The organism is Massilia sp. DWR3-1-1 (genome assembly GCF_049898325.1).
Lineage (GTDB): Bacteria > Pseudomonadota > Gammaproteobacteria > Burkholderiales > Burkholderiaceae_D > JAFCUW01.
Window position 1 is genome coordinate 105,568 of sequence record NZ_JAFCXL010000006.1, and the last position, 26,994, is coordinate 132,561.

Here is a 26,994-nt window from a genome sequence, read left to right on the forward strand (position 1 = left end):
GGTCGCTTACAGACTGCCCTTGGTCGAGGGGATCACCCCGGCCGAGCGGGGATCGAGTTCGGTGGCCATGCGCAGTGCGCGGCCGAAGGCCTTGAACACGGTTTCGCACTGGTGGTGGGCGTTTTCGCCGCGCAGATTATCGATGTGCATCGACACCAGCGCGTGGTTGACGAAACCCTGGAAAAATTCGTGGGCCAGGTCGACGTCGAAGCTGCCGATCATCGCGCGCTTCCACGGCACGTGCATTTCCAGGCCGGGGCGGCCGGAGAAATCGATCACCACGCGCGAGAGCGCCTCGTCGAGCGGCACGTAGGCATGGCCGTAGCGGCGGATGCCCTTCTTGTCGCCGATCGCCTTGGCAAACGCCATGCCCAGCGTGATGCCGGTGTCTTCCACCGAGTGGTGGGCGTCGATATGCAGGTCGCCGATGCACTCGACGTCGAGGTCGATCAAGCCGTGGCGGGCGATCTGGTCGAGCATGTGGTCGAGAAACGGCACGCCGGTGTTGAGCTTTTGCTGGCCCGTGCCATCGAGATTGATGGCAACGCGGATCTTGGTCTCGTTGGTGTTGCGGATGATTTCGGCGGTGCGGTTCATGATGTCGTTGATTCTGTGAGGGCGGCGGCCAGGGCGGCCATGAAAGCGGCATTCTCGTCCGGGGTACTGACGGTCACGCGGATGCAGTTTGCCAGCAGTGGGTGCATTTTACCGAGATTTTTGACCAACACCTTCGCCGCCGCCAGTTTGTCCGTCACGGCGGCCGAATCGGCCACCCGGAACAACAGGAAATTGGCGCTCGATTCAAACACCGTGACGCCGGCCAGGGCGGCCAAATCGGCCGCCAGCACGGTGCGCGCGGCATTGATGCTGTCGGCCTGGGCGTCGAGGATATCGATGTGTTCGAGGGCGAATTCGGCCGCCACCTGGGTGAGCACATTGACGTTGTAGGGCGGGCGCACCTTGTCGAACTGGGCCAGTAGGGCGGGCGCGGCCGACATGTAGCCCAGGCGGATGCCGGCCAGGCCCAGTTTCGACAGCGTGCGCATGACGACCAGGTTGGGGAACTCGGGCAGGTGCTCCATGAAGCTGGTCTGGGCGAACGGCTCGTAGGCCTCGTCGATGACGGCGATGCCCTTCTCGCCCAGCAGGTCGATCAGCTCGGCCATGTCGGCGGCGTCGAACAGATTGCCGGTCGGGTTGTTGGGGTAAGCGAGGTACAGCACCGCCGGCTGGTGCTGGGCGATGGCCGCGCGCATGGCCGGCATGTCGAGGGCGAAGTCGGCCGTCAAAGGCACGCCCACGAAATCCATGCCGGCGAACTGCGCCGAGCGCTGGTACATGACGAAGGCGGGCACGGGCGCGAGCACGGTGGCGCGCTGGTCCTGGCGGGCGGTGGCGGTGTCGATGATGGCAATGAGCTCGTCGGAGCCGTTGCCGAGAATGACGTTGTAACCGTCCGGCACGCCCAGCTCCTCGCAGATGGCTTCTTTCAGGCTGGCGTAGCTGGCCACGGGATAGCGGTTGAGCGCCGCCGCGGCCAGGCGCCGGCCCAGTTCCTCGTGCAGCTCGGCGGGCAGCTGGTACGGGTTTTCCATGGCGTCGAGCTTGATGAAGCCGCTGGCGTCGGCGACGACGTAGCTGGCCACGGCGCGCACGTCGGCGCGGATGGTGTTGGCGATGAGGCGGTCGATGGAGGTCATGGGGTTTTCAGGAGAAGGTCGTCGGGAGTTTTTTTGGCGGCCCGCTTGACCGCCTTTTTTTGCGCGATGGTGTCGGCGATGGGGGTGACCAGGCGCTGCGCGATGATGGCGCAGTAATCCTCGTTCAGTTCGAAGCCGGCGAAGTGGCGGCCCGTGCGGCGCGCCGCCAGCGCCGTGGTGCCGCTGCCCATGAACGGGTCGAGCACCACGCCGCCGGGCGGACAGGAGGCCTTGATCATGCGCTCGATGATTTCCAGCGGCTTCTGGGTGGGGTGCTCGGCGCGCTCGGGATGCTCGCGGTGCAGGCGCGAGACGCTCCACAGGTCTTTCGGGTTGTAGCCCAGTTCGAGCCACTTCGAGCCGACGAAAATCGCCCGCGAGCGGGCCTTCTTGGTGACGGCGTCGTAGGGAATGCGCACCGCGTCGAGGTCAAAATAATAGTCCTTGCGGCGGACAAAAAAGCCGATGGTGTCGTGCACCGAGCTGTAACTGCGCACGCTGCCGCCCATCGACGGCACCCGGCGGTCCCAGATGATCTCGTTCATCATCGTCATGCGCTGCTTGAGCATGACGAAGATCTCCGGCGAATAGCGCCAGGTGGCGAAGATGTACAGGCTGCCGTTGTCCTTGAGCTTGGGGATGGCCAGGTCGATCCAGCGCGCCGTCCAGGCCAGGAAATCGGCCTCGCTCTGCTGGTCGGACGCGTTGCCGTAGTCCTTGCCCAGGTTGTACGGGGGATCGGTGAGGATCAGGTCGACCGCGCCGTCCGGAATGCGGGCCAGGCCGCTCAGGGCGTCCTCGCAAAACACCCGGTCGCGCCAGTCGGTCATTGGCGGCTCTTCATCCGCAGCTCGGCGCTGCGGGCGTGCGCCTGCAAACCTTCGCCATAGGCCAGTTCGGCGGCGACCGCGCCCAGCGTTTGCGCGCCCGCTTCCGACACGTACAGGACCGACGAGCGCTTTTGAAAGTCGTACACGCCCAGCGGCGAGGAAAAGCGCGCCGTGCGCGAGGTGGGCAGCACGTGGTTGGGGCCGCAGCAGTAGTCGCCCAGCGACTCCGACGAGAAGCGGCCCAGGAACATCGCGCCCGCATGGCGGATTTTATCGGCCCACTGCTGCGGCTCGAGGGCCGAGATTTCCAGGTGCTCGGCGGCGATGGCGTTGGCGATGGCGCACGCTTCGTCCATGTCGCGCACGCGGATCAGGGCGCCGCGGTCGCGCAGCGAGGTGCGGATGGTGGCATGGCGCGCCATGGTCGGCAGCAGGCGGTCGATGCTGGCCTGGACGCGGGCGATGTAGTCGGCGTCCGGGCACAGCAGGATGGCCTGGGCCAGTTCGTCGTGCTCGGCCTGCGAGAACAGGTCCATGGCGACCCAGTCGGGGTCGGTGCTGCCGTCGCACAGCACCAGGATTTCCGAGGGACCGGCGATCATGTCGATGCCGACGGTGCCGAACACGCGGCGCTTGGCGGCGGCGACATAGGCGTTGCCGGGGCCGACGATCTTGTCGACGGCGCCGATGGTCTCGGTGCCGTAGGCCAGCGCGGCGACGGCCTGGGCGCCGCCGATGGTGATCACGCGGGTGACGCCGGCGATGGCGGCGGCGGCCAGCACCATCTGGTTTTTGACGCCATCCGGGGTCGGCACCACCATGATGATCTCGGCCACCCCCGCCACCTTGGCGGGAATGGCGTTCATCAGCACCGACGAGGGATACGCGGCCTTGCCGCCGGGGACGTAGATGCCGACCCGGTCGAGCGGGGTGATGCGCTGGCCCAGCACGGTGCCGTCGGGCTCGGTGTAGCTGAACCCTTTGAGTTCATCGCGCTGGCGCTCGTGGAAGGCGCCGATGCGGGCGGCGGCCGTGTGCAGGGCGGCGCGCTGGGCCGCCGGCAGCGCTGCCAGGGCGGCGTCGAGTTCGGCCTGGCCGATGTCGAAGGCGGCCATGCTGGCGGCGCCGCCGGGGATGCGGTCGAAGCGGTTGGTGTAGTCGAGCACAGCGGCGTCGCCGCGCGCCTTGACGTCGGCCAGGATGGTGGCGACGGCCTGTTCGACGGCGTCGTCGGTCGATGCCTCGAACGCCAGCAGGGTCGTCAGGGTCGCTTGAAAATCGTCGGCGCGCGAATCGAGGGTACGGATCTGGACAGGCTGGGAAGTAGGCATAGTGAGAATAAAAGGGCAGCGTCAGGCTTGCAGGAGGGAGGCGCGTTCGAACGCGGCCAGGATCGGTTGCAGGCGCGCCCGCTTCAGTTTCAGGGCGGCCTGGTTGACCACCAGGCGCGACGAGATTTCCATGATCTGTTCGACTTCGACCAGGTTGTTGGCGCGCAGGGTGCTGCCGGTGGAGACGACGTCGACGATGGCGTCGGACAGGCCCACCAGCGGCGCCAGCTCCATCGAGCCGTACAGCTTGATCAGGTCGACGTGCACGCCCTTGCTGGCGAAGTGCTCGCGGGCCGTCTGCACGAACTTGGTGGCCACGCGAAGGCGCGCGCCCTGGCGCACTGCCTTCTCGTAGTCGAAGCCGGCGTGCACGGCCACCGACATGCGGCAGCGGGCGATGTTCAGGTCGATCGGCTGGTACAGCCCTTCGCCGCCATGCTCGAGCAGCACGTCCTTGCCGGCCACGCCGAAGTCGGCGGCGCCGTACTGCACGTAGGTGGGCACGTCGGAGGCGCGCACGATGATCACGCGCACGTCGGGGTCGTTGGTGGCCAGGATCAGCTTGCGCGAGGTTTCCGGGTTTTCCGTCACCTCGATGCCGGCCGCCCGCAGCAGCGGCAGGGTGTCGTCGAAAATGCGCCCCTTCGACAGCGCCAGGATCAGCTGGCCCGAGGCCGGGCTCGAGAAGGCGCTGGAGTTGAGCATGTCGTTCATGCCTTGATCCGCACGATGTCGGCGCCCACGCGCGAGAGCTTGTCTTCCATGCGGTCGTAACCGCGGTCGAGGTGGTAGATGCGGTCGATGATGGTGGTGCCTTCGGCCGCCATGGCGGCGATCACCAGCGAGGCCGAGGCGCGCAGGTCGGTCGCCATCACGGGGGCGCCGAGCAGGCGCGCCACGCCGGTGATGGTGGCGACGTTGCCGTCGGTACGGATGGCCGCGCCCAGGCGGTTCATCTCCTGCACGTGCATGAAGCGGTTTTCAAAGATGTTCTCGGCGACCCGGCTGGCGCCGTCGGCGATGGTGTTGACGGCCATGAACTGGGCCTGCATGTCGGTGGGGAAGCCCGGATACTCGGTGGTGGAAAAGCTCACCGGACGGGGGCGCGCGTTCATGACGGCGCGGATGCTGTCGCGGCCGATCGTCATTTGCAGGCCCAGCTCGCGCAGTTTCACCAGCGCCGCGTCGAGGATGTCGGTGCGGGTGTTGGTGAGCGTGATGTCGCCGCCCGTGGCCGCCACCGCGCACAGGAAGGTGGCCGCTTCGATGCGGTCCGAGATGACGGCGTGGCGGGCGCCGTGCAGCTGCGCCACGCCCTGGATCACCAGCCGGCCGGTGCCGATGCCGTCGATCTTCGCGCCCATCGCCACCAGCAGATTGGCCAGGTCCGTCACTTCCGGTTCCTGGGCGGCGTTTTCCAGCACCGTCTCGCCCTCGGCCAGCGTGGCCGCCATCAGCAGGTTCTCGGTGCCGGTGACGGTGATCATGTCGGTGCGGATGCTGGCGCCCTTGAGTTTCGGGCAGGTGGCGTAGATGTAGCCGCCTTCGATGTGGATGGTGGCGCCGAGCGCTTCGAGGCCCTTGATGTGCTGATCGACGGGACGCGAGCCGATCGCGCAGCCGCCCGGCAGCGACACCTTGGCCTGGCCGAAGCGGGCCAGCAGGGGGCCCAGCACGAGGATCGAGGCGCGCATGGTTTTGACCAGCTCGTAGGGCGCTTCGAGGCTGTCGATGGCACCGCCGTTGAGGGTGACGTTTTCGCCGTCCTGCTGCACCGCCAGGCCCGTCTTGGCCAGCAGTTTGAGCATGGTCTTGACGTCGTGCAGGCGCGGCACATTGCTCAGTTCGAGCGTGCCGCTGGTGAGCAGGCCCGCGCACAGGATGGGCAGGGCGGCGTTCTTGGCGCCGGAGATGACGATCTGGCCGGCCAGGCGCTTGCCGCCAACAATTTTGAGCTGGTCCATGGTCTTATCCTTGGTATTCGTCGGGGGTGAGCGTCTTCATCGACAGTGCGTGGATTTCTTCGCGCATGCGGTCGCCCAGCGCCGCATAGACGAGCTGGTGGCGCTGGATCAGGCGCTTGCCGACGAACGCGTCGGAGACGATCACGGCGGTGAAATGCTGGCCGTCGCCATCGACTTCCAGGTGGGTGCAGGCCAGGCCGGCGGTGATGTAGCTGTGAATGCGTTCAGGGGTGGTTGCCATGGTATGCGTCCTTATGGGTTTTTTATTTTTATATGAAAACAGGGGAAAAGCCAGCGCTCAATGGCGCAGATTGTAGCCGCGCCGCAGCAGGTTGACGGCGATGACCGAGAGCACGACAAAGAAGGCGCTGACCACGGCCAGGCTGGTCCACGGGGAAATGTCGGACTGGCCGAAGAAGCCGTGGCGAAAGCCATCGATCATGTAAAAGAAAGGATTGAAATGCGACACCGCCAGCCAGAACGGGGGCAAGGAGTGGATCGAATAAAACACCCCCGCCAGGAAGGTGGCCGGCATGATCAGGAAATTCTGGAACATCGCCAGCTGGTCGAATTTTTCCGCCCAGATACCGGCAATGACGCCCATGGTGCCCAGGATGGCGGCGCCCAGCACGGCGAACACGATGATCCACAGGGGCGCGACAAAACTGAGGTGGGCGAACCAGGCCGTGATGACGAACACGCCGGCGCCCACCACCAGGCCGCGCACGACGGAGGCGAGCACGTAGGCGGAGATGATTTCCCAGTGCGACAGGGGCGGCAACAGGATAAACACCAGGTTGCCCGTGATTTTCGACTGGATCAGCGAGGACGAGGCATTGGCGAAGGCGTTTTGCAGCACGCTCATCATCACCAGCCCGGGAATCAGGAAGGCGGTGTAGCTGACGCCCGGATAGACTTCCAGCTTGCCTTCGAGCACGTGGCCGAAGATGAGCAGGTACAGCATGGCCGTGAGGATGGGCGCGGCGACGGTTTGCGTGGCCACTTTCCAAAAGCGCAGGGTTTCTTTGTAAAACAGGGTCTGGAAGCCCACCGAAAACATGTTCACACCGAACCTCCGTCCATGATCTGCAGGAAGATATCTTCCAGATCGGCTTGTTGCAATTGCATTTCATCGATCACCACGCCCGCTTCACGCAGGCGGGCCAGGATCGGCTCGACCTCGGTGTAGTCGTTCACGCGCAGGCTGACCTTGTTGCCGGCACTGGCGCTGTCGGACACGAGGGGGCGCAGCTCGGCCGGCAGGCTGCCGCTGCCGATGTGGATGATCAACTGGGAGCCGGAAATGCGGCGGATCAGCGACTTCATGGTGTCGAGCGCCACCACCTTGCCGCCGCGCAGCATGGCGACCCGGTTGCACATCGCTTGCGCCTCTTCCAGGTAATGGGTGGTGAGCACCACCGTGTGACCCTCGCGGTTCAGGCGCGAGATGAATTTCCACAGGCCATGGCGCAGTTCGACGTCGACGCCGGCGGTCGGTTCATCGAGCACGATCACGGGCGGCTTGTGCACGAGGGCCTGGGCCACCAGCACGCGCCGCTTCATGCCACCCGACAGGGCGCGCATATTGGCGTCGGCCTTGCCCGTCAGGTCGAGGTTTTCCATCACCTCGTCGATCCACTTGTCATTGTTCTTCAGGCCAAAATAGCCCGATTGCAAACGCAGCGTTTCGCGCACCGTGAAAAACGGGTCGAACACCAGTTCCTGCGGCACCACGCCGAGCTTCCTGCGGGCGTTGCGAAAGTCGGTGACGACGTCGTGGCCGTGCACGGTGATGGTGCCCGCGTCCGGCCGGATCAGCCCGGCGATGGTGGAAATCAGGGTGGTCTTGCCGGCGCCGTTGGGGCCCAGCAAGCCGAAAAACTCGCCCTGTTCGATGGTCAGGGACACGCCACCCAAGGCTTGTAAGGCCTGGTAGCTTTTCTCGACCTGGGTGATCTGGATCGCTGCTGTCATGCGGTTTTTTCTGCTTGTGTTTGTGCGGGGGGAACTGGCAATTATAGGGGAAATTGGCAGTCGAGCTCGCAGCGGCCAGGCGCTGCTTCAGGATCGGGCCGTTTCATTTGCGAAACGGCCCCGTGTGGCGGGAATCAATGGTGATGCAGGTCGGCCGGGGAGGCCATTGGAGCGGAGGCGGCGCAGTCGGCCAGCAGGTGGTCGACGCCGTACAGGGTCAACAGGCTTTTCAGGCTGACCGGCAGATTCTGGAACGACAGCGGGGTACCGCGGGCGCGTCCTTCGCGCAGCATGGCCATCAACACCGCCACGCCGGACGAGTCGGACGACTTCAGGAAAGCCAGGTCGAACACCGTCTGGCCGCCGCGAATGGCCGCCAGGCCGCGCACCAGCGCCGCCGCCGCGGTGGCGAAGGTCAGGTACTCGAGTGCGGGTTGGGCAGTGTTGTCAGTCATGGGCTTACTTGCTTGGTGCTTTGAGGGGCTTGTTGGCCAGTTCCTTGTTGCGATCGGCCAGCTTCTTGATCAGGCCATCGATGCCGCCCTTGCTGATTTCGCTCGAGAAGGTGCCACGGTAGGTTTCCACCAGCCAGGCGCCCAGCACATTGATGTCGAAAATCTTCCAGCCCGACGGGCTCTTCGACAAGCGGTAGTTCAGCTGGATCGGCTCGCCGCGCTGGACGTTGACGACGGATTTGACTTCCACTTCGGTGTCGGCAGGATCGGCGCGCAGGGGCTTGAATTCCACCGTTTCGTTCTTGATCTGCGACAGGGCGCCCGAATAGGTGTGAATCAGCAACTGGCGAAATTCGTTCGACAGGGCGGTTTTCTGCTCGGGGGTGGCGTCGCGCCAGTAGCGCCCCGCGGCCAGGGCCGTCATGCGCTGGAAGTCGACGTACGGCAGGATTTTCGCATCGACCAGGGCGGTGACCTTGTTGATGTTACCGGCCTGGATGTCCTTGTCCGTCTTGGCTGTGTTGATGACGTCGTTGCTGATGCGCTTGACGAGGACGTCGGGCGCTTCCGTGCTGGCCGGGGCGGCCACGGCGAAGGCGGTGAAGGCCAGGGTGCTGACGGCGATTAGGTGTTTGATCAATTTCATAAGCCCTCTTTCATGGTTGCGGGGACAGTGTGTTCGGTTAACGATGTGGCCACTGCGGGCGATGACAAGCCCGGCACGTTATTTTTTCGGTTCCGGGGTCGGACCCGGATCATCCGGGTAGGCCGCGCTGATCGGCTTGGCCGCCGGGGTGACGGCCGCGCCGCCGGTCGGACCCGGATCATCGGGATAGGCCGACTTGATGCTGCCGCCAGCGGGCGCGGTGCCCGGGGCCGGTTCTTTGTTGAGCATTTGCATCAGCTTCGGCTTGCCGCCACCGCCTTCGCGGATGCGGCTTTCGCGCCGCTGCAGGAAGCCGTCACGGATGAACTCGTAGCGATCGAGCGCCGCTTCTTCCATCAGGTTCGAGGCGTCGAGCACGGCCGCACGCTGGTCGACCGCGCGCAGGGCGGTGCCGGTGTTGCGAATGTACACGGGCTCTTTGTAGCCCCAGGGATCAGCCTTGATGTCAAGCGGAATGGCCGCCGTGTCGCGCACCGTCGACGGACCGAACACGGGCAGCATCAGGTAGGGACCGGACTGCACGCCCCAGGCGCCCAGGGTCTGGCCGAAGTCCTCGTTGTGCTTTTGCAGGCCGACGTCGGAACCGATGTCCATCACGCCCAGCAGGCCCAGGGTGGAATTGAGGCCGAAGCGGGCGAAGTCGGTCAGGCCGTCCTTGCCTTTGCCTTGGAGCAGATTGTTGGCGCCGGTCCACAGGTCGGACAAGTTGCCAAAGAAATTGTTGACGCCCGTCTGTACCATTGACGGCAACACTTTTTTGTAGGCCGTCGCCGCCGGCTTCAGGGCGACCCGGTCGACCGTGTCATTGAAGGCGAACATCTTGCGGTTGAAGGGCTCGTACGGATCGCGCGGGTTGGGACCCGTGGCGCAACCCGACAGCAGCGCACTGGCGGCAACGGCCAGCACCAGCGCGCTGGCGCGCATGGTGGGAAAGCGGTGGGAAAACGTCATCATTTAGCGGTGTCCTTTCCGTCCGCGGCCTTGCTATAAATAAATTGGTTAATCAAGTCTTCCAGCACTGCGGCCGATTGCGTGCTGTTGATGCGGTCGCCCGGCGCCAGGTTGACGGTATCGCCGCCCGGGACGATGCCGATGTACTGCTCGCCCAGCAGGCCGGCGGTGAGGATTTTCAGCGAGCTGTCTTTCGGAAACTGGTGGCTGGCGTCCATGTCGAGGACGACCATGGCTTGAAAGGTTTTGTTGTCAAAAGTGATATCGCCCACCCGGCCCACCACCACGCCGGCGCTCTTGACGGGCGCCTGCGGTTTCAAGCCGCCGATGTTGTCGAATTTGCCCGTGATGGCGTAGGTTTTGCTCAGCGACAGTGTACTCATATTGCCCGCCTTGAGCGCGAGGAACAGCAAAGCTGCCAAACCGAGCAACACAAACACACCCACCCAGACGTCGATAATTTTACGATGCATAATTTTACTCACTCTAATTGTTTCGCTCAGGCGGTGTCGCCAGATTCATTTTTCGCTGTGCCGGCATGCAAGCCTGCAAGGCCAAGCTTCCACTTACTTGTTAAACATAATCGCCGTCATTACGAAGTCCAGGCCCCACACCATCAGCGAGGCGATCACCACCGTCCGGGTGGTGGCGCGCGAGACGTCTTCAGGCGTGGGGTCCGCGTGGTAGCCCTGGAACAGGGCGGTAAACGTCACGGCGATGCCAAACACCAGGCTCTTGATCACGCCGTTGAGCACGTCCGCGCGCACATCGACGTTGGCTTGCATTTGCGACCAGAACGCCCCTTCGTCGACGCCGATCAACTGCACGCCCACCAGGTAGCCGCCCAGCACGCCGACGGCGCTGAAAATGGTCGCCAGGATGGGCATGGCCACCACGCCGGCCCAGAAGCGGGGCGCCAGCACGCGCTGGATGGGGTTGATCGCCATCATTTCCATGGCCGACAACTGCTCACCGGCCTTCATCAGGCCGATCTGCGCCGTCAGCGAGGTGCCGGCGCGGCCGGCGAACAGCAGCGCCGTGACCACCGGCCCCAGTTCGCGTACCAGCGCCAGCGCGACCACCTGGCCCAGCTTTTGTTCCGCGCCGTAGGGTGTGAGGGTGATGTAGCCCTGCAGGCCCAGCACCATGCCCACGAACAGGCCGGAGACGACGATGATGACGAGCGAGTAGTTGCCAATAAAATGAATCTGTTCGGAAATCAGGGCGGGGCGTTTCATCGCGCCCGGCGACACCGCCAGCAGGCCGAAGAACGAGCGGGTGGCAAAGCCCACGCTGGTGACCGCTTCGCGCACATAGGCGCCGATCGCGCCAAAAAAGTTGCCCACGACGTTGCCGCTCATGCTGGCGCTCCCAGGCCCAGGTCGTCGTCGAGCGACTTGCCAGGGTAGTCGAACGGCACCGGACCATCGGCGGCGGCGTTGACGAACTGCTTGACGTAGGGATCGGTCGAGACGCGCATCTCGGCCGGGGTGCCGCGGGCGACAATTTTGCCGGCAGACATGAAGTACACGTAATCGGCGATGGCGAAGCACTCCTGGACATCGTGGGAGACCAGAATCGAGGTCGAACCGAGCGCATCGTTCAGTTTGCGGATCAGGTTGGCGGTGACGCCCATCGAGATCGGGTCGAGGCCGGCGAACGGCTCGTCGTACATGATCAGTTCGGGGTCGAGAGCGATGGCACGGGCCACGGCGACGCGCCGCGCCATGCCGCCGGAAATTTCAGACGGTTTCAGTTTGTGCGCATTGCGCAAGCCCACCGCGTTCAGTTTGAGCAACACCAGGTCGCGGATCAGTTCTTCCGGCAGGTCCGTGTGTTCGCGCAAGGGAAAGGCGACGTTGTCGAACACGTTCAAATCGGTAAACAAGGCGCCGAACTGGAACAGCATGCCCATCTTGCGGCGCAGGCGGTACAAGCCATCGGTGTCGAGCGTGTGCACCACTTCGCCACCGACGGCGACGCTGCCCTTGCGCGGGCGGATCTGGCCGCCGATCAGGCGCAGCACGGTCGTCTTGCCGCAACCGGAACCGCCCATGACGGCGACAACCTTCCCACGGGGAAAGTCCATGTGCAGGTCAGACAGGATGACACGCTCTCCGTAGGCAAATTGGAGATCGCGGATTTCGACGAGGTTGCTCACAGGCGTAGTCAGTATTTGGCAATGGCGTATTGTAGTGCAGAAAGGTCAATCCTTGCTGACGGGCGCTCATGGCAGCAACGCTCCAGTGGCGCAGAATACAACACTAATGAACCACGAGTCAGATATTTCTCATCGCAAGTAGTTGTTTTTATTCAGAATTTATTCATGCGCCCATCCCACTGCCCGGCCCGCCTAATGATACATGTATGTATGTAAATGCGCGAGCCGCGCCCTTCGGTAGCGCCAGATAAGACTTTACAAAATAGTCGGCGATATCGGCGTGTGCAGGGGCAGGTGTACGGTAAACACCACCTGCGGCGCCTCGTAGTGGTAGGCCAGGCGGCCACTGTGGCCAAGCACGATCTGGCGGGCAATATACAAACCGAGGCCGACGCCGCGCCGGTTGCGGCTGCCGTAGAGCGAGGTGTGCTTGAAGGGGTCGAACAATTTGTCGGCGATGGCCGCGCTGATGGGTGCGCCGTGATTGCGCACCGTCAGCACGGCGTGCCCGTCCGCCGTGTGCAGCCCCACCCGGATCGGTTTGCCCAGTTCGCCGTGATGGCGGGCATTGCTCAGCAGATTGGCCAGCACCTGGACAAAGCGGTCGGCGTCGACCAGCGCCGACACGGGGGCCGGCATATCGAGGGCGAAGCTGGCCCCCGGGTGGGCGGCGCGGACATCGTCGACGAGCTCGGCCACCACCTGGTCGAGCGCCACCGGGACCGGATGGATGCCCAGGCCGATGCCGCCGTTGATGCGGCTCAGGTCGAGCACATGGCCGATCAGGCGCTGCATGCGGTTGCTCGAGGACTGGATGCGGCGCCCCAGCGTGGCCGATTGGGCGCCCCGCTCGAGCAGGACGCCGGCCATGTTGATGGTGTGCAGGGGATCGCGCAAATCGTGCCCCAGCATGGCCATCAGCTCGGTACGGGCGCGGTCGATCTCGGCATTGCGGGCGGCCACCGAGCGGCTCAGCTTGGCCAACAGCTGGCCGGCGATGGTCAGGGCGGTGGCATCCCACGGCTCGGCCCGGCCGCGCACGGTTTCGCGCCACTCGTTGAACGAGCCGCGCGGGGTCAGGCGGGGGCCCAGCGGGCCATGCGCGATCACCTTGTCGGGCCTGCCGGCCCAGCGCACCTGCTCGACCTGCTCGTGGCGCAGCGCCACCATCACGCCCTGGGTGCCGGCGTCGAACGACATTGCCAGCATGCCCACCCACGTGCCCAGCTGGGCGCGCAAGGGCGCCGGCCAGTCGTCGCGCTGGGTGTATTGCAACAGCACCTCGTCCCTGGCCGGCAGCGCGTGCACGATGGCGGTGGCGAGGCCGACGTCGAGATCGCCATGGACGGTCAGCTCGCCCAGCTGCGACACGATCAGGGCGTCGGCGCCCAGCGTCTGGCGCAAGGGCTCGGCGTAGGCGTCGAGGGTGGCGACGACATTGTCTTGCTGGGCCATTGCCGCCAGCATGCGCGAGCTGAGCTCGGCGGCGCGCTCGATGCGCACCGCTTCGGCCTTCGCCTCGAGTGTTTGCACGCTCGAAGCGAGCACTTGCGCCAGCACATCGGTGGCCATGCGGATCGAATACGGCACCTGGCGCGGCGTCATGTGGTGGCAGGCCAGCATGCCCCACAGGCGGCCGTTGACCACGATCGACACGCTCATCGACGCCTGCACGCCCATGTTCTGCAGGTACTCGACGTGGATGGGCGAGACGCTGCGCAGCACGCTGTGGCTCATGTCGACGGGCGCGTCGCCGGCGCGGCCCAGCACGGGCACACTCTGGTAGCCCACGTCGGCGATCAGGCGCAAGGTGTTGATCAGATATAAACGGCGCGCCTGGGCGGGAATGTCGGTGGCAGGATAGCGCCGCCCCAGGTAGGCGTCGATGGCCTCGTCGCGCGCTTCGGCGACGACGTCGCCGCTGTCGTCGTGGCGAAAGTGGTAGGCCATCACCCGGTCGAAGCCGGTCAGCTGGCGCACCTGCCGCACCGCCATGTTGAGCAGGGCATCGATCGAACCCTGTCGCTTCAAGCGGTCGATGGCGCCGTGCGCCTTCAGGGCAAACGAGGCGACGACGTCCGAGCGCACTGCGCGGCGCTCGAACTCGAGCAGCAGGCGCGACTGGTAGCCGTGGACGATGCAATCGAATTGCTGCTCACCGATGCGCACTTCGCCCGCGTTCGGCAGCGCTTCGCCGTTGTCCAGTTCGGCCGCCGCCGCGTCCAGCACGGCCAGCGCCTCAGGGGGCAAGCCCAGCGCAGCGGCGGCGGCGCCCAGCACGGGATCGATACCGAGCACGGCGGCGGCATTCGCGCTCCAGGCCAGCAGCTGGCTATCGCGGTCGAACGCGAGCAGCACGCCATGCGGCTGGATGGAACCGGGGAGGTGAATGGCCTCATCGGCACAATTGGCCAGGTCGGGCGCCGCCACGGCCGTCATGCCCCCTCCCTGCGCCACGGCAGGGAGCACGGCACCATCGACATCCACAGTTTCAGCACTCGCTCCATTGATCCTCACCGCGGCGGCGGCAGGGTTGAAGGGGCTTCAACCGGACGCCGCTTGCCATGGGGAATCGTAGCATACGGGGCGGTTCGGGGTAGCGCGGCAGCCCCCGCCTTGCGCAGCGGAGCCGTGCCCGGGCCCCCTTCCCAGCGCTCAGCGGGGCAGCGTCGAACTGCCCATCAGGAACGCGTCGACCGCATGCGCGCACTGGCGCCCTTCGCGGATGGCCCACACTACCAGCGACTGGCCGCGCCGCACGTCGCCGGCGGCGAACACTTTGGGCACCGAGGTGGCATAGCTGCCTTCGCCGTCGGTGCTGGCGCGCACGTTGCCGCGGTTGTCCTTGTCGACCCCGAAAGCGTCCAGCACCTGTTGCACGGGCGATACAAATCCCATCGCCAGCAGCACCAGGTCGGCCTTCATCTCGAATTCGGAATCGGGCACTTCGCTCATCTTGCCGTCTTTCCACTCGACCTTGCAGGCAATTAGCTTGTCGACCTTGCCGTTCTTGCCCTCGAAGCGCTTGGTGGCCACCGCCCAGTCGCGCTCGCACCCTTCCTCGTGCGAGGACGAGGTGCGCAGCTTGGTGGGCCAGTACGGCCACACCATCGGCTTGTTTTCCTGTTCCGGCGGCTGCGGCAGCAGTTCGAACTGGGCCACCGAGGCGGCGCCATGGCGGTTGCTGGTGCCGACGCAGTCGGAACCCGTGTCGCCGCCGCCGATGACGACGACGTGCTTGCCGGTGGCCTTCAACTGGTCTTTGACCTTGTCGCCCGCGTTGACCTTGTTTTGCAGGGGCAGGAAATCCATGGCGAAGTGCACGCCTTTGAGTTCACGGCCCGGGACCGGCAGGTCGCGCGGCTGCTCGGCGCCGCCGGCGATGATGACGGCATCGAACTCTTTACTGAGGTCTTCCGGGAAAATGGTGTCCTTGGCCCAGTTGTTGACGCTGGCAGGGAAATCCTTGCCGATCAGGGTGCTGGTGCGGAACACCACGCCCTCCGCCTCCATTTGCTGGACGCGCCGGTCGATGTGGAATTTCTCCATCTTGAAGTCGGGAATGCCGTAGCGCAGCAAGCCACCGATGCGGTCGCTCTTCTCGAACACGGTGACGGCGTGGCCCACCCGCGCCAGTTGCTGGGCCGCGGCCAGGCCGGCGGGACCGGAGCCGACGATGGCCACTTTCTTGCCGCTCAGGCTGGCGGGCGGCTGCGGCAGCACCCAGCCGTGTTCCCAGCCCGTATCGATGATTTTATGCTCGATCGACTTGATGCCGACGGGGTCGTTGTTGATGCCCAGCGTGCAGGCGGACTCGCACGGCGCCGGGCAAATGCGGCCCGTAAATTCCGGAAAATTGTTCGTCGAGTGCAAGTTGTCCAGCGCCGCACGGTAATTGCCGTGGTAGACCAGGTCGTTCCAGTCGGGAATGACGTTGTTGACGGGGCAGCCCGTGTTGCAGAACGGGATACCGCAATCCATGCAGCGCGCCGCCTGCACTTTCGCTTCCGGGTCGGACAGGTGCAGCACGAACTCCTGGTAATTTTTGACCCGTTGCTGCGGCGGCAGATAGCCCTCGTCCTGGCGCTTGAATTCCATGAAACCGGTGATTTTTCCCACGATGCTTCCTTGTATTATTGTTGCGTACGCAAGTAATTAAGCGGCCACGGCGGCGGAACCCGCCTGTTCGGCGGCTTCCTCCATGCTGCTGTTGTGCATTTCTTCCAGCGCGCGCTTGTAGTCGGTCGGGAATACCTTGACGAACTTGCCGCGGGCATCGGCCCAGTTGTCGAGCAGGAAGCGGGCCCGGGTGCTGCCCGTGTGCTTGAAATGGCGCTCGATCAGGCGCTTAAGGATGACTTCGTCGGCTTCGCGGCCGCTGCCACGGCTCTGGCTGTGCCAGCCCGCCACATCGCCCTGCTCCTTGGCCGCGTGCACGCGCTCGAGGTTGACCATGGTCTGGTTGCAACGCTTGTCGAACGCGTTGTGCGGATCGTAGACGTAGGCGACGCCACCGGACATGCCGGCGGCAAAGTTGCGTCCCGTCTCGCCCAGCAGCACCACGGTGCCGCCGGTCATGTATTCGCAGCCATGGTCGCCGCAGCCTTCGACGACGGCAGTGGCGCCCGAGTTACGCACGGCAAAACGCTCGCCCGCCACGCCATTGAAAAACGCCTCGCCGGCAATGGCGCCGTACAGGACCGTGTTGCCGACGATGATGTTGTCGACCGCCCAACCGCGGAACTCCGTGTTCGGCCGCACGATGATGCGGCCGCCCGAGAGCCCCTTGCCCACGTAATCGTTGCCTTCACCGACCAGGTCGATGGTGATGCCGGCGGCCAGGAACGCGGCCGCCGACTGCCCCGCCGTACCCTGCAGCTGGATGTGGATGGTGTCGTCCGGCAAACCGGCGTGACCGTAGCGCTTGGCCACTTCCCCGGACAGCATGGTGCCCACGGTGCGGTTGACGTTGCGTACGGGCGAGATGAACGAGACGCGCTCGCCCTTTTCCAGCGCCGCCTTGGCCTGGGCGATCAGTTTATGGTCGAGCGCCTTGTCCAGGCCGTGTTCCTGCTCCTGCGTGTGGTAGATCGACTGGCCTTCCTGGACGGGGGGCTGGTAGAAAATATTCGAGAAATCCAGGCCCAGCGCCTTCCAGTGCGAAATCGCCTTCGACTTGTCGAGCAGGTCGGCGCGGCCGATCAGTTCGTCGTAGCTGCGGATGCCCAGTTGCGCCATCAGTTGGCGCGCTTCCTCGGCCACGAAGAAGAAATAATTGACGACGTGCTCAGGTTTACCGGAGAACTTGGCGCGCAACACGGGGTCTTGCGTGGCCACGCCCACCGGGCAGGTATTCAGGTGGCACTTTCGCATCATGATGCAGCCTTCGACCACCAGCGGCGCCGTGGCAAAACCGATCTCGTCGGCGCCCAGCATGGCGGCGATGACGACGTCGCGGCCGGTTTTCATCTGGCCGTCGGCCTGCACGCGGATGCGGCTGCGCAAACCGTTCAGGACCAGCGTCTGCTGGGTTTCGGCCAGGCCCAGTTCCCACGGCGTGCCTGCGTGCTTGACGGACGACAGGGGAGAGGCGCCCGTGCCGCCGTCATGGCCGGCCACCACCACGTGATCGGCCTTGGCCTTGGTCACGCCCGCGGCGACCGTGCCGATGCCCACTTCGGAGACCAGCTTGACGGAAATCGAGGCGCGCGGATTGGCGTTTTTCAGATCGTGGATCAGCTGCGCCAGGTCTTCGATGGAATAAATATCGTGGTGCGGCGGCGGCGAAATCAGCCCCACGCCCGGCACCGAAAAGCGCAGGCTGGCGATGTATTCCGACACTTTGTGGCCGGGCAACTGGCCGCCCTCGCCCGGTTTTGCGCCCTGCGCCATCTTGATCTGGATCTGGTCGGCGGAATTGAGGTACTCGGCCGTCACCCCGAAGCGGCCCGAGGCCACCTGCTTGATGCGCGAACGCAGCGAGTCGCCGTCCTGCAGGGGAATGTCGACGACGACATTGTGGGCGCCGATCACGGAGGCCATGGTCTGGCCCTGCTTGATGGGAATGCCCTTGAGTTCCTGCGTGTAGCGGGCCGGATCTTCGCCCCCTTCACCCGTGTTCGACTTGCCGCCGATGCGGTTCATGGCGATGGCCAGGGTGGCATGGGCTTCCGTCGAGATCGAGCCGAGCGACATGGCGCCGGTGACGAAGCGCTTGACGATCTCCTTGGCCGGCTCGACTTCCTCGAGGGCGATCGCCTTGGCCGGATCGAGCTTGAACTCGAACAGGCCGCGCAAGGTCAGGTGACGGCGGGTCTGGTCGTTGATCAGCTGGGCGTACTCTTTATAACTATTAAAATTGTTCGAGCGGGTCGAGTGCTGCAATTTGGCAATCGCGTCCGGCGTCCACATGTGGTCTTCGCCGCGCACCCGGAATGCGTATTCGCCGCCCGTGTCGAGCGCTTCGGCCAGCAGCGGGTCCTTGCCGAAGGCCAGATTGTGCAGGCGCAGCGCTTCCTCGGCCACCTCGAACACGCCGATCCCCTCGACGCCCGAGGCGGTGCCGCGGAAGTAGGTGTTTACGAGCGACTTGTTCAGGCCCACCGCTTCGAAAATCTGCGCGCCGCAATACGACATATAGGTCGAGATGCCCATCTTCGACATCACCTTCATCAAGCCCTTGCCGACCGCCTTGGTGTAGTTGTAGATCGCTTTCTCGGCCGACATGTCGGCGCCCAGGCCCTGGGCCAGCTCGGCCAGGGTTTCCATCGCCAGGTATGGATGGACCGCTTCGGCGCCGTAGCCGGCCAGCAGGGCGAAATGGTGGGTTTCACGGGCAGAACCGGTTTCCACCACCAGGCCCGTCGAGGCGCGCAGGCCGCGCCCGACCAGGTGCTGGTGAACGGCCGAGGTGGCCAACAGGGCGGGAATCGGCACCTGCGCGGCCGAGACGGCACGGTCGGAGATGATCAGGATGTTGTGGCCGGACTTGACGGCATCGACCGCCTCCGCGCACAGCGAAGCGAGCGACGCTTCGATGCCGTCCTTGCCCCAGGCGACGGGGTAGCAGATGTTCAATTCATAAGACTTGAACTTGCCGCCCGTGTGGGCGCTGATGTTACGCAGGCGCACCATGTCGTCAAACCCCAGCACGGGCTGCGACACTTCCAGGCGCATGGGCGGATTGACGTTGTTGGTATCCAACAAGTTCGGTTTCGGGCCGATGAAGGACACCAGCGACATCACCATCGCTTCGCGGATCGGGTCGATCGGCGGGTTGGTGACCTGGGCGAACAACTGCTTGAAATAGTTATACAGGGGCTTGAGCTTGTTCGACATCACCGCCAGCGGCGAATCGTTGCCCATCGAACCGGTCGCCTCTTCGCCCAGCAGGGCCATCGGCGCCATCAGGAACTTCAGGTCTTCCTGGGTGTAGCCGAACGCCTGCTGGCGGTCGAGCACCGTGGCGCCGGCCTGCTCGCCCTGGGCGGGCAGCGCACGCGCGCGGTTGTGCGCCAGCTGGCTCTCGGCCAGCTTCAGTTCGCCCAGCTTGATGCGCACCGAATTGATCCAGGCCTTGTACGGCTTGGCGTTGGCGTACATGTCCTTGAGTTCCTTGTCGTCGATGATGCGGCCCGCTTCCAGGTCGATCAGGAACATTTTGCCCGGCTGCAATCGCCACTTCTGGATGATCTTCGATTCGGCGATCGGCAGCACGCCCGACTCGGACGCCATCACCACCAGGTCGTCGTCGGTGACGATGTAGCGGGCCGGGCGCAGGCCGTTGCGGTCGAGCGTGCCGCCGATGTGGCGGCCGTCCGTGAAGGCCATCGCCGCCGGGCCGTCCCACGGCTCCATCATCGAAGCGTAGTACTCGTAAAAGGCCTTGCGGTTGTCGTCCATCAGGGTGTGGTTTTCCCACGCCTCGGGGATCATCATCATCATCGCCTGGGCGATCGGGTAGCCGGCCATGATCAGCAGCTCGAGCGCGTTGTCGAAACAGGCGGTGTCGGACTGGCCTTCATAGATCAAGGGGAACAGTTTCTGCAGATCCTCGCCCAGCACGGCCGACTTCATCACCCCTTCACGGGCGCGCATCCAGTTGAAGTTGCCCTTGACGGTGTTGATTTCGCCGTTGTGGGCGATCAGGCGGTACGGGTGCGCCAGCGGCCACTCGGGGAAGGTATTGGTGGAAAAGCGCTGGTGCACCAGCGCCAGCGCCGAGATGCAGCGGGGATCCTGCAAGTCCTGGTAGTACAGGCCCACCTGGTCGGCCAGCAGCAGGCCCTTGTAGACGATGGTGCGGGCCGACATGGACGGCACGAAAAATTCTTTGCCGTGGAGCAGCTTCAAGGCCTGGATGGCGTGGCCCGACGATTTGCGGATCACATACAGTTTGCGCTCGAGCGCGTCGGTGACCATGATGTCGGGACCGCGGCCAATGAAAATCTGGCGGATCACCGGTTCCTTGGCGCGCACGGTGGGCGACATCGGCATCGCTTCGTCGATGGGCACGTTTCTCCAGCCCAGCACCACCTGGCCTTCGATGCGGGCGGCCCGCTCGATTTCCTGTTCGCAGGCGATGCGCGAGGCGTGCTCTTTCGGCAGGAACACCATGCCCACCCCATATTCGCCGGGCGGGGGCAGCTCGACGCCCTGCTTGGCCATCTCGTCGCGGAAGAACTGGTCGGGAATCTGGATCAGGATGCCGGCGCCGTCGCCCATCAGTTTGTCGGCGCCAACGGCGCCCCGGTGGTCGAGATTTTTCAGGATCAACAGACCCTGCTCGATGATCGAATGCGATTTATTGCCCTTGATATGGGCAATGAAACCGACGCCACAGGCATCGTGCTCGTTGGACGGGTCGTACAAACCTTGGGCAATCATCGATCTCTCCACAGCATTTAACAAAATGAAGACCGACGATATCGCAACGCAGCAAAAAGTTCAAATGGAATAATTAGGGTCGGAGTCGAATTAACTTGGCGTGATTTGCGGAAAAATTTAATCAGGGACAGAGTCAACGACTGCCACCTTGGCGGGCCGTCCCCGCTTCGCCGGCAGCACCTGGCGCTGTGCCTTGCGCGCCAGCGCCGCCTTGAAGGCGGCCCCGCCGAGGGGCCAGCCCTTGAGGACGGCGCTTTCAATGACGGCGATTTGCGCAACAGTAAGCGCTTGCTCACAGACGGCCTTGTAGCGCGCTTCGCGTTGGAAGGGGGTGTTGCCGAGCGCCCAATACAGGGCGTGGTCGGTGATCAGGGGATCGGTGCGCAGGCCGATATGGTGGGCGTAACTGGACCAGGAATGGGCCAGCGGATCGGCGCTGTCGGCGCCGGTTACCCCCTCGATATATTGGCTGCATTGCAAAAAAAAGCCGTCCGCTTCGATCACCGAGGTCTTGAAGCGGCCGCTGAACAGGCTGCCCGAGCGGCCGTACTTGCGGTTGAACCAGGGCACATAGTAGCGGCCCGTGCGCTGCAGGGCGGCGCCCAGGCCGTCCTCGTCGGACGGGGTGGCGAGCAGCTGAAACTGGTCGGGCAGCAACTGGTAGGCATGCACCAGCACCTTGTAGTGGCGGGCACTGTCGCGCAGCCACACTAAAAATTGCTGGTAGTCTTCGGCGTCGCGGAAAATCGCCGCCTGGTCGTGGCCGTGCTGGACGATGTGGTGGGGCGCGTGGGGAATGATCAGTCGGGGCAGGCGGGCCATGGCGTCAGGGGCGCATTAAAAATCCCATTTTACGCCGCCCCGCCTGACTCTGTCCCCGATTAATTGACGGTCACGACAGGCTGAAGCCGGCCGACAGGCTGTAGCCTTCGCCGTAGGCGCTGCGCAGGGGCAGGTCCTGGCCCAGCCCGGTGCGGGCCTTCTTGCGCAGGCGGTACACGAGCATGTCGACCCGGCGGCTGGCATCGGCTTCGTCGCCGCCCATGCCGGCCACGATCACCTGGCGCGGCACGGCGCGGGTGTTGATGGTGAGCAGGTGCAGAAAATTGCATTCTTTTTCCGTCAGGTCGATGACGGCGCCCATCAGCTCGAGCTGGCGCGCGCTCACGCGCAGATTCCATTTGCTGGGCGGCAGCGAGGGCTCTTGCGGGCGCACGCGGCGGTCGAGCGCCTCGATGTGGGCGGCCAGCTCGGGAAACTTGATGGGCTTGCTCAGGTAATGGTCGGCGCCCAGCTGCAGGCCCAGGATGCGGTTGTCGAACGCCACCCGGCCCGTCAGCACCAGCAGGCCGATTTCCGGATACAGCTGGCGCATGCGGGGAATCACCGTGAAGCCGTCTTCATCGGGCAGGCCGAGGTCGAGCACGACCACGGCGGCAGGGCTCTTGGTCAGCGCCAGCCACATGTCGGCTGCGCTGGTGGCAAGGCTCACCTCGTGGCCTTGTTCGCGGAGAAACTCCGCCATGTCGTCTGCGTAGTCGCCGTTGTCTTCAACGATCAAAATCTGGGTCATCGGTGGGCCGGTAGTTCGTTAGGCATTAACCATCAGCATCAATGATGCTTCGTGCCAACTTAAAATTTGTTACCGGAATTATCACTGCTGTGCCCGACTGTGGCAACCTCTTTCCCCGTTACAGATCGAATTGGCAGGCAAATACGGAACTCCGTCGTGCCGGGCCCACCGTCCGCTGCGCGCCGCCGATGCTCGATCGTGCCGCCGTGCACTTCCACCACGGCGCGCGCCATGTACAGACCCAGGCCGGCGCCGGCGTGCTGGCCGACATTGCTGCCGCGCACGTGTTTGCCAAAAATGGCGTCCTGTTCGCCGTCCGGCACGCCCGCGCCGCTGTCGTGCACGGCCAGCACGAGGGCGCTGTCGCTGACGCTGCCGACGAGGGCGATGGGCTGGCCGGGCGGGCCGTATTGCAAGGCGTTGTCGACCAGCACCTTGAGCGCCAGCCGCAAGCCCTGCGGCTCGCCGCGCAGCGTGTCGGGCAGGTCGCCCAGCGCCAGCGTGGCGGGGCGGCCGCTGGCGCGCACCTGCTGCGCGCCCTCTTCCAGCAGCCGGCGCGGATTGACCCGGTCGGCACGCGCCACCGTGCCGCTGGCGGCGACGATGTCGGGCGACAGGTATTGCTCGAGCATGCCGATCATTTGGTCGACCGCCTTGGCAATCTTGCGGTAGCGGTCGCGGGTGGCCTGGTCGGCATCGATCCCCGTAACTTCCAGTCGCTGGATGGCGCCGTCGATGGTCGACAGGGGGGTGCGGAACTCGTGGTTGAGCATGCTGGCGAAGCGGCGCCGGCCCGCTTCGTGCTCGCGCCGCTGGGCGATGTCGCGGATCACCCCCACCAGCGCGTCGGGCACGCCGGCGGCGTCGACGGTAAAAGTGGAAATGATTTCCAGCGGCACCTTGTGGCCCTGGCGGTGCACGATGCCCGTTTCACGCACGAGCCGGGCGCGGCTGGCGTCGCCCGCGTCGAGCCGCGCCAGCCGCGCGGGCAAGCCCGCCATCAGGCCGGCCAGCACGGGCGCGGCGGCCGAGGCGGGGTCGCACCATTCGGCGGCCGTGTAGCCGCTGAACTGGGCAATGCCGGGGCTGACATAGCGCAGCACGGCGGCGGGCAAGTCGATGACCCAGGCGATGTCGCCACCGATTTCCGCGATGGTCAGAAATTGCCTGGCGGCGGGATCGGTGGCGTGGCGGTCCATGGTGCTCCTGGCTTAGTCTTCGAGGGGGGCGAAAATCGCCTGCAGATCTTCCTGGGTCAGCACCAGCTTATTTGCTTCGCCATCGGCCAGGATCGACTGCGCCAGGTCCTGCTTTTTCTGCTGCAGGAGCTGGATTTTTTCTTCCAGGGTGCCCTTGGCGATCAGTTTATAGACGAACACGGGCTTGTCCTGGCCGATCCGCCAGGCGCGGTCGGTGGCCTGGTTTTCGGCGGCCGGATTCCACCACGGGTCGTAGTGAATGACGGTGTCGGCCGCGGTCAGGTTCAGGCCCACCCCGCCCGCCTTCAGGCTGATCAGGAACATCGGCACGGCGCCCTGCTGGAACGCCGCCACCTGGGCCGCGCGGTCCTTGGTCTCGCCCGTGAGCAAGGCGTACGGGATGCGGCGCGCATCGAGCTCTTCCTGGATCAGTTCGAGCATGCTGGTAAATTGCGAGAACACCAGGATCTTGCGGCCTTCCTGCAACAGGTCGTCGACCATCTGCATCAGGTCGATCAGCTTGGCCGAGCCCGATTCCTTCTTCCTGGCCGGCAAAGCCTTGACGAGGCGGGGATCGCAGCACACCTGGCGCAATTTGAGCAGGGCTTCGAGGATCACGATCTGGCTGCGCGCCACGCCCTTCTTGTCGATCTCGTCGCGCACTTTCTTGTCCATCGCCAGCCGCACCGTTTCGTACAGGTCCCGCTGGGCGCCCGACAATTCGACCTTTCTCACCATTTCCGTCTTCGGCGGCAACTCCTTGGCCACATTGTCCTTCGTGCGGCGCAATAAAAACGGCCGGATGCGGCGGTTGAGCAGGGTGCGCCGCAGCGGGTCGTCCTGCCGCTCGATGGGGTGGCGGAACTGGCTGTTGAAGGTTTTTTCGTCGCCCAGCAGGCCCGGCAACAGGAAATGGAACTGCGACCACAGTTCGCCCAGGTGGTTCTCCAGCGGCGTGCCGGTCAGGCACAGGCGGTGGCGTGCATTGAGCAATCCGGCGCTCTGGGCGGCCTTCGAGCGGTTGTTCTTGATGTAGTGCGATTCGTCGAGAATGACCAGGTGATAACTGTGCTGGCGCAGTTTTTCCTCATCGCGCGGCAGCAGCGCGTAGGTGGTGAGGATGATGTCGCAGTCGTCGATACGGTCGAACAGGTCGAGCCGCTCCTTGCCCTGCAGCAGCAGCACGCGCAGGCCGGGCGCGAAGCGCGCCGCTTCCTCCTGCCAGTTGGTCATCAGGCTGGTGGGGGCGATCACCAGCGCCGGACTGGTCAGTCGGCCCGCTTCCTTTTCCACCAGGATGTGGGCCAGGGTCTGCACCGTCTTGCCCAGGCCCATGTCATCGGCGAGGATGCCGGCCAGGTCGTATTCGCGCAAGAACTGCATCCACGCCAGGCCATCGGCCTGGTAGTCGCGCAAGGTCGCCTGCAAGCCGGCCGGCGCCGGCACTTTTTGCACGGCGCCGAACAGGCTCAGCTTGCGGCCCGTCTCGCGCAACTGCTCGCCGCCGGACCAGGCCAGGTCGGTGCCCCGGGCCAGCTCTTCGAGCCGGGCCGCGTCGAGCGTCGACAGGCGCACCTTGTTCTTGATCTTGTCGCTGAAATACAGTTCGCCCAGCGTCGCCAGGATCGGTTTCAGGCGGCCCCACGGCAGCGCCACCCGCACGCCGTCCGGCAAGGGCGCCAGCATGTGATCGTCGTCCGCATGGGCGGCCAGCACGTCGGGATCGAAATCGCTGGGCGCGTTGCGGATCAGCTGCACCAGCACGGGCAGCAAGGGCACGCGCTGCTGATTGACGACGATGCCGAGCTCGAGCTCAAACCAGGCGTTGTGCGCTTCGGCGGGCTGGTCGATGTCGGCGTACCAGTGCTGCACCGGCACCACATCGTAGCGGTAATGCCGGGCCCGCTGCATGTGCCAGCCCGCCTGTTCGAGCGCGCCGATGCCGTCGGCGGCAAAGCGGATCCAGTGCGCCTGCGACTCGAGCTGGAGCGCGCCCGCCAGGCCGTTCAGGGGCGCCGTGGCAGGTTTGCGAAAGCCCAGCGCCTTCAGGGTGGCCAGCGCCGCCCCTTCGGCGGCGCCGTTGCGGGAAATCACCTCGGTGACGTCGCCCTGCTGGCGCACCACCCGTTGATCGGGATCAAAGGAGACGCGCTCGCCGTCGTAATCGAAGGAGAGAACGGCGACGTCGTGCCAGCGGGGGCTGGCGCCGTCGGCCAGTTGCACGCTGTCGAGTTGCAGCCACGGGGTGGGCGTGACGTCATCGCGCAGGCGCTGGATCAGGGGCTGGGGCAAGGGCATCAATTGCTGCAGGCCATGGGCCAGCAGCAGTTGCGACACGCGTTTTTTATCGGGCCCGGCCAGGGTCGGCGCCTGCGCCACCAGCGCTTGCAATTCCGCCAGCGAAATATCGACGCCGCCCCGGTTCAGTTCCAGCGCGCCGCACGACAGATTGTCGATGTACCACGGCGGATCGGTGGGCAGCATGTAGTCGATCTGGTCGGCGGCGCTGTGGGTGGCGCCCTTGACGGGCTCGACCTGCCAGCCCAGGCGCGCGCTGCGGCCCTCGTCGCGCCACACCAGGTTGGCCTTACGCACCTGGCCCGCCTGCAGGGGATAGACCAGGCCGTTCGACATGTCGGACCAGGAATTGGCCCACAATAATTTGTCTTGTTCTAACAACATTTGCAGCAAGATCGCGCCAATCTTGCCCTTCGGCTCGGTGGCCGTGCTCGTTTGCGAGGCGCCGCTGCGCATGGCGATAAAGAAGCGCACCAGGTCTTCGTCGTCGCCTTCGAGGTAGGCAGGCGGCGTCGACAGCAGGGAAAACACTTCGCTCACGGGGCTGGCCGCGGCCACTTCGCCGTTCGGCCGCAGGCGCGCCTTGCACAGGCACAGGGCCACGTGGCGCCCGCCGCTGGTGGGCGCGAGCACATAGACGAATTTGTACTGGACCAGTTTGGGGTCCTTGAGGTCGGCGCCCAAGCGGGGCCGGGGATGGGCGGCGGCATCGACCCGCTGCAACCAGCTGGCCACGGGCGGCGCCAGCGGGGTGCCGCCATGCAGGGCGGTGGGCATGAGCAGCGTGGCGGCGGGAGCCGCAGCAGGCGTGGAAGGCGTGGGAACACCGGCGCCTTCCGCGCGGGCGTCAAGGGCGTCGTCGCGCCGGCCATCCGAGGTGTGCATTGTTCTTTGCATTCTGTATCAAAAAAGACAAGACCCGATATTATGCGCCATCCCGCCCGCCCCTGCCTAGCTGCGGCTGGTACAGGACTGGTCGCCGCTCAAAAGATTGCCATGTGTATA

General features: G+C 64.9%; 22 protein-coding genes. All 22 read right to left on the reverse strand.

The window, feature by feature from the left end:
* Positions 1 to 6 precede the first annotated feature (6 nt).
* The 22 genes from hisB to ACP7EY_RS08315 all read right to left on the reverse strand — a co-directional run bounded on the left by hisB (position 7) and on the right by ACP7EY_RS08315 (position 26,874).
* Positions 7 to 597, reverse strand: a complete 591-nt coding sequence (gene hisB / locus ACP7EY_RS08210) for an imidazoleglycerol-phosphate dehydratase HisB (RefSeq protein WP_426192294.1) — start codon at positions 595 to 597, stop codon at positions 7 to 9.
* On the reverse strand, positions 594 to 1,700 hold the full coding sequence (hisC, locus tag ACP7EY_RS08215) for a histidinol-phosphate transaminase (protein ID WP_426192296.1): 1,107 nt from the start codon (positions 1,698 to 1,700) through the stop codon (positions 594 to 596). The genes hisB and hisC overlap by 4 nt, the downstream gene beginning before the upstream one ends.
* Complete coding sequence (locus ACP7EY_RS08220) at positions 1,697 to 2,530, reverse strand: DNA-methyltransferase (RefSeq protein WP_426192298.1); 834 nt, start codon at positions 2,528 to 2,530, stop codon at positions 1,697 to 1,699. Before ACP7EY_RS08220 ends, hisC begins: the two co-directional genes overlap by 4 nt.
* On the reverse strand, positions 2,527 to 3,861 hold the full coding sequence (hisD, locus tag ACP7EY_RS08225) for a histidinol dehydrogenase (protein WP_426192300.1): 1,335 nt from the start codon (positions 3,859 to 3,861) through the stop codon (positions 2,527 to 2,529). The genes ACP7EY_RS08220 and hisD overlap by 4 nt, the downstream gene beginning before the upstream one ends.
* Before the next feature lie 21 nt (positions 3,862 to 3,882).
* Positions 3,883 to 4,566, reverse strand: coding sequence for an ATP phosphoribosyltransferase (gene hisG, locus ACP7EY_RS08230; RefSeq protein ID WP_426192550.1), 684 nt, complete (start codon positions 4,564 to 4,566; stop codon positions 3,883 to 3,885).
* Positions 4,567 to 4,571: 5 nt separating this feature from the next.
* Positions 4,572 to 5,825 carry a UDP-N-acetylglucosamine 1-carboxyvinyltransferase gene (murA, locus tag ACP7EY_RS08235; RefSeq protein WP_426192302.1) on the reverse strand — a complete coding sequence of 418 codons (1,254 nt, stop codon included), beginning with the start codon at positions 5,823 to 5,825 and terminating at the stop codon, positions 4,572 to 4,574.
* A gap of 4 nt (positions 5,826 to 5,829) precedes the next feature.
* Positions 5,830 to 6,066 (reverse strand): BolA family protein, encoded by a 237-nt coding sequence (locus ACP7EY_RS08240; RefSeq protein WP_426192304.1) that lies wholly within the window; start codon positions 6,064 to 6,066, stop codon positions 5,830 to 5,832.
* 57 nt (positions 6,067 to 6,123) lie between these two features.
* Positions 6,124 to 6,885, reverse strand: a complete 762-nt coding sequence (locus ACP7EY_RS08245; protein ID WP_426192552.1) for an ABC transporter permease — start codon at positions 6,883 to 6,885, stop codon at positions 6,124 to 6,126.
* Between the two features lie 2 nt (positions 6,886 to 6,887).
* On the reverse strand, positions 6,888 to 7,799 hold the full coding sequence (locus tag ACP7EY_RS08250) for an ABC transporter ATP-binding protein (RefSeq protein WP_426192306.1): 912 nt from the start codon (positions 7,797 to 7,799) through the stop codon (positions 6,888 to 6,890).
* 134 nt (positions 7,800 to 7,933) lie between these two features.
* Positions 7,934 to 8,254 (reverse strand): STAS domain-containing protein, encoded by a 321-nt coding sequence (locus ACP7EY_RS08255; RefSeq protein WP_426192308.1) that lies wholly within the window; start codon positions 8,252 to 8,254, stop codon positions 7,934 to 7,936.
* 4 nt (positions 8,255 to 8,258) lie between these two features.
* Positions 8,259 to 8,900, reverse strand: a complete 642-nt coding sequence (locus ACP7EY_RS08260; RefSeq protein WP_426192310.1) for an MlaC/ttg2D family ABC transporter substrate-binding protein — start codon at positions 8,898 to 8,900, stop codon at positions 8,259 to 8,261.
* 78 nt (positions 8,901 to 8,978) lie between these two features.
* The gene (locus tag ACP7EY_RS08265) at positions 8,979 to 9,875 is read right to left on the reverse strand and encodes an MlaA family lipoprotein (RefSeq protein ID WP_426192312.1); all 897 of its coding nucleotides are present in this window, start codon (positions 9,873 to 9,875) and stop codon (positions 8,979 to 8,981) included.
* Positions 9,872 to 10,345, reverse strand: coding sequence for an outer membrane lipid asymmetry maintenance protein MlaD (gene mlaD / locus ACP7EY_RS08270; RefSeq protein WP_426192314.1), 474 nt, complete (start codon positions 10,343 to 10,345; stop codon positions 9,872 to 9,874). Before mlaD ends, ACP7EY_RS08265 begins: the two co-directional genes overlap by 4 nt.
* A 93-nt stretch (positions 10,346 to 10,438) precedes the next feature.
* A complete protein-coding gene (mlaE, locus tag ACP7EY_RS08275) occupies positions 10,439 to 11,233 on the reverse strand; it encodes a lipid asymmetry maintenance ABC transporter permease subunit MlaE (protein WP_426192316.1) in 795 nt (264 codons plus the stop codon).
* Positions 11,230 to 12,033, reverse strand: a complete 804-nt coding sequence (locus ACP7EY_RS08280; protein WP_426192318.1) for an ABC transporter ATP-binding protein — start codon at positions 12,031 to 12,033, stop codon at positions 11,230 to 11,232. The genes mlaE and ACP7EY_RS08280 overlap by 4 nt, the downstream gene beginning before the upstream one ends.
* A 255-nt stretch (positions 12,034 to 12,288) precedes the next feature.
* Entirely contained in the window at positions 12,289 to 14,472 is a 2,184-nt protein-coding gene (locus tag ACP7EY_RS08285; RefSeq protein WP_426192320.1) for an ATP-binding protein, read from the reverse strand.
* A gap of 216 nt (positions 14,473 to 14,688) precedes the next feature.
* Positions 14,689 to 16,152, reverse strand: coding sequence for a glutamate synthase subunit beta (locus ACP7EY_RS08290; protein WP_426192322.1), 1,464 nt, complete (start codon positions 16,150 to 16,152; stop codon positions 14,689 to 14,691).
* A 36-nt stretch (positions 16,153 to 16,188) separates the two neighbouring features.
* Positions 16,189 to 20,919: a glutamate synthase-related protein gene (locus tag ACP7EY_RS08295; RefSeq protein WP_426192324.1), complete on the reverse strand. Its 4,731-nt coding sequence runs from the start codon at positions 20,917 to 20,919 to the stop codon at positions 16,189 to 16,191.
* Between the two features lie 117 nt (positions 20,920 to 21,036).
* Positions 21,037 to 21,741 (reverse strand): transposase, encoded by a 705-nt coding sequence (locus ACP7EY_RS08300; RefSeq protein WP_426192326.1) that lies wholly within the window; start codon positions 21,739 to 21,741, stop codon positions 21,037 to 21,039.
* 70 nt (positions 21,742 to 21,811) lie between these two features.
* Positions 21,812 to 22,492, reverse strand: a complete 681-nt coding sequence (locus ACP7EY_RS08305) for a response regulator transcription factor (protein ID WP_426192328.1) — start codon at positions 22,490 to 22,492, stop codon at positions 21,812 to 21,814.
* A gap of 59 nt (positions 22,493 to 22,551) precedes the next feature.
* Positions 22,552 to 23,691 (reverse strand): ATP-binding protein, encoded by a 1,140-nt coding sequence (locus ACP7EY_RS08310; protein WP_426192330.1) that lies wholly within the window; start codon positions 23,689 to 23,691, stop codon positions 22,552 to 22,554.
* Between the two features lie 12 nt (positions 23,692 to 23,703).
* Positions 23,704 to 26,874, reverse strand: a complete 3,171-nt coding sequence (locus ACP7EY_RS08315; protein ID WP_426192332.1) for a DEAD/DEAH box helicase — start codon at positions 26,872 to 26,874, stop codon at positions 23,704 to 23,706.
* Positions 26,875 to 26,994 lie beyond the last annotated feature (120 nt).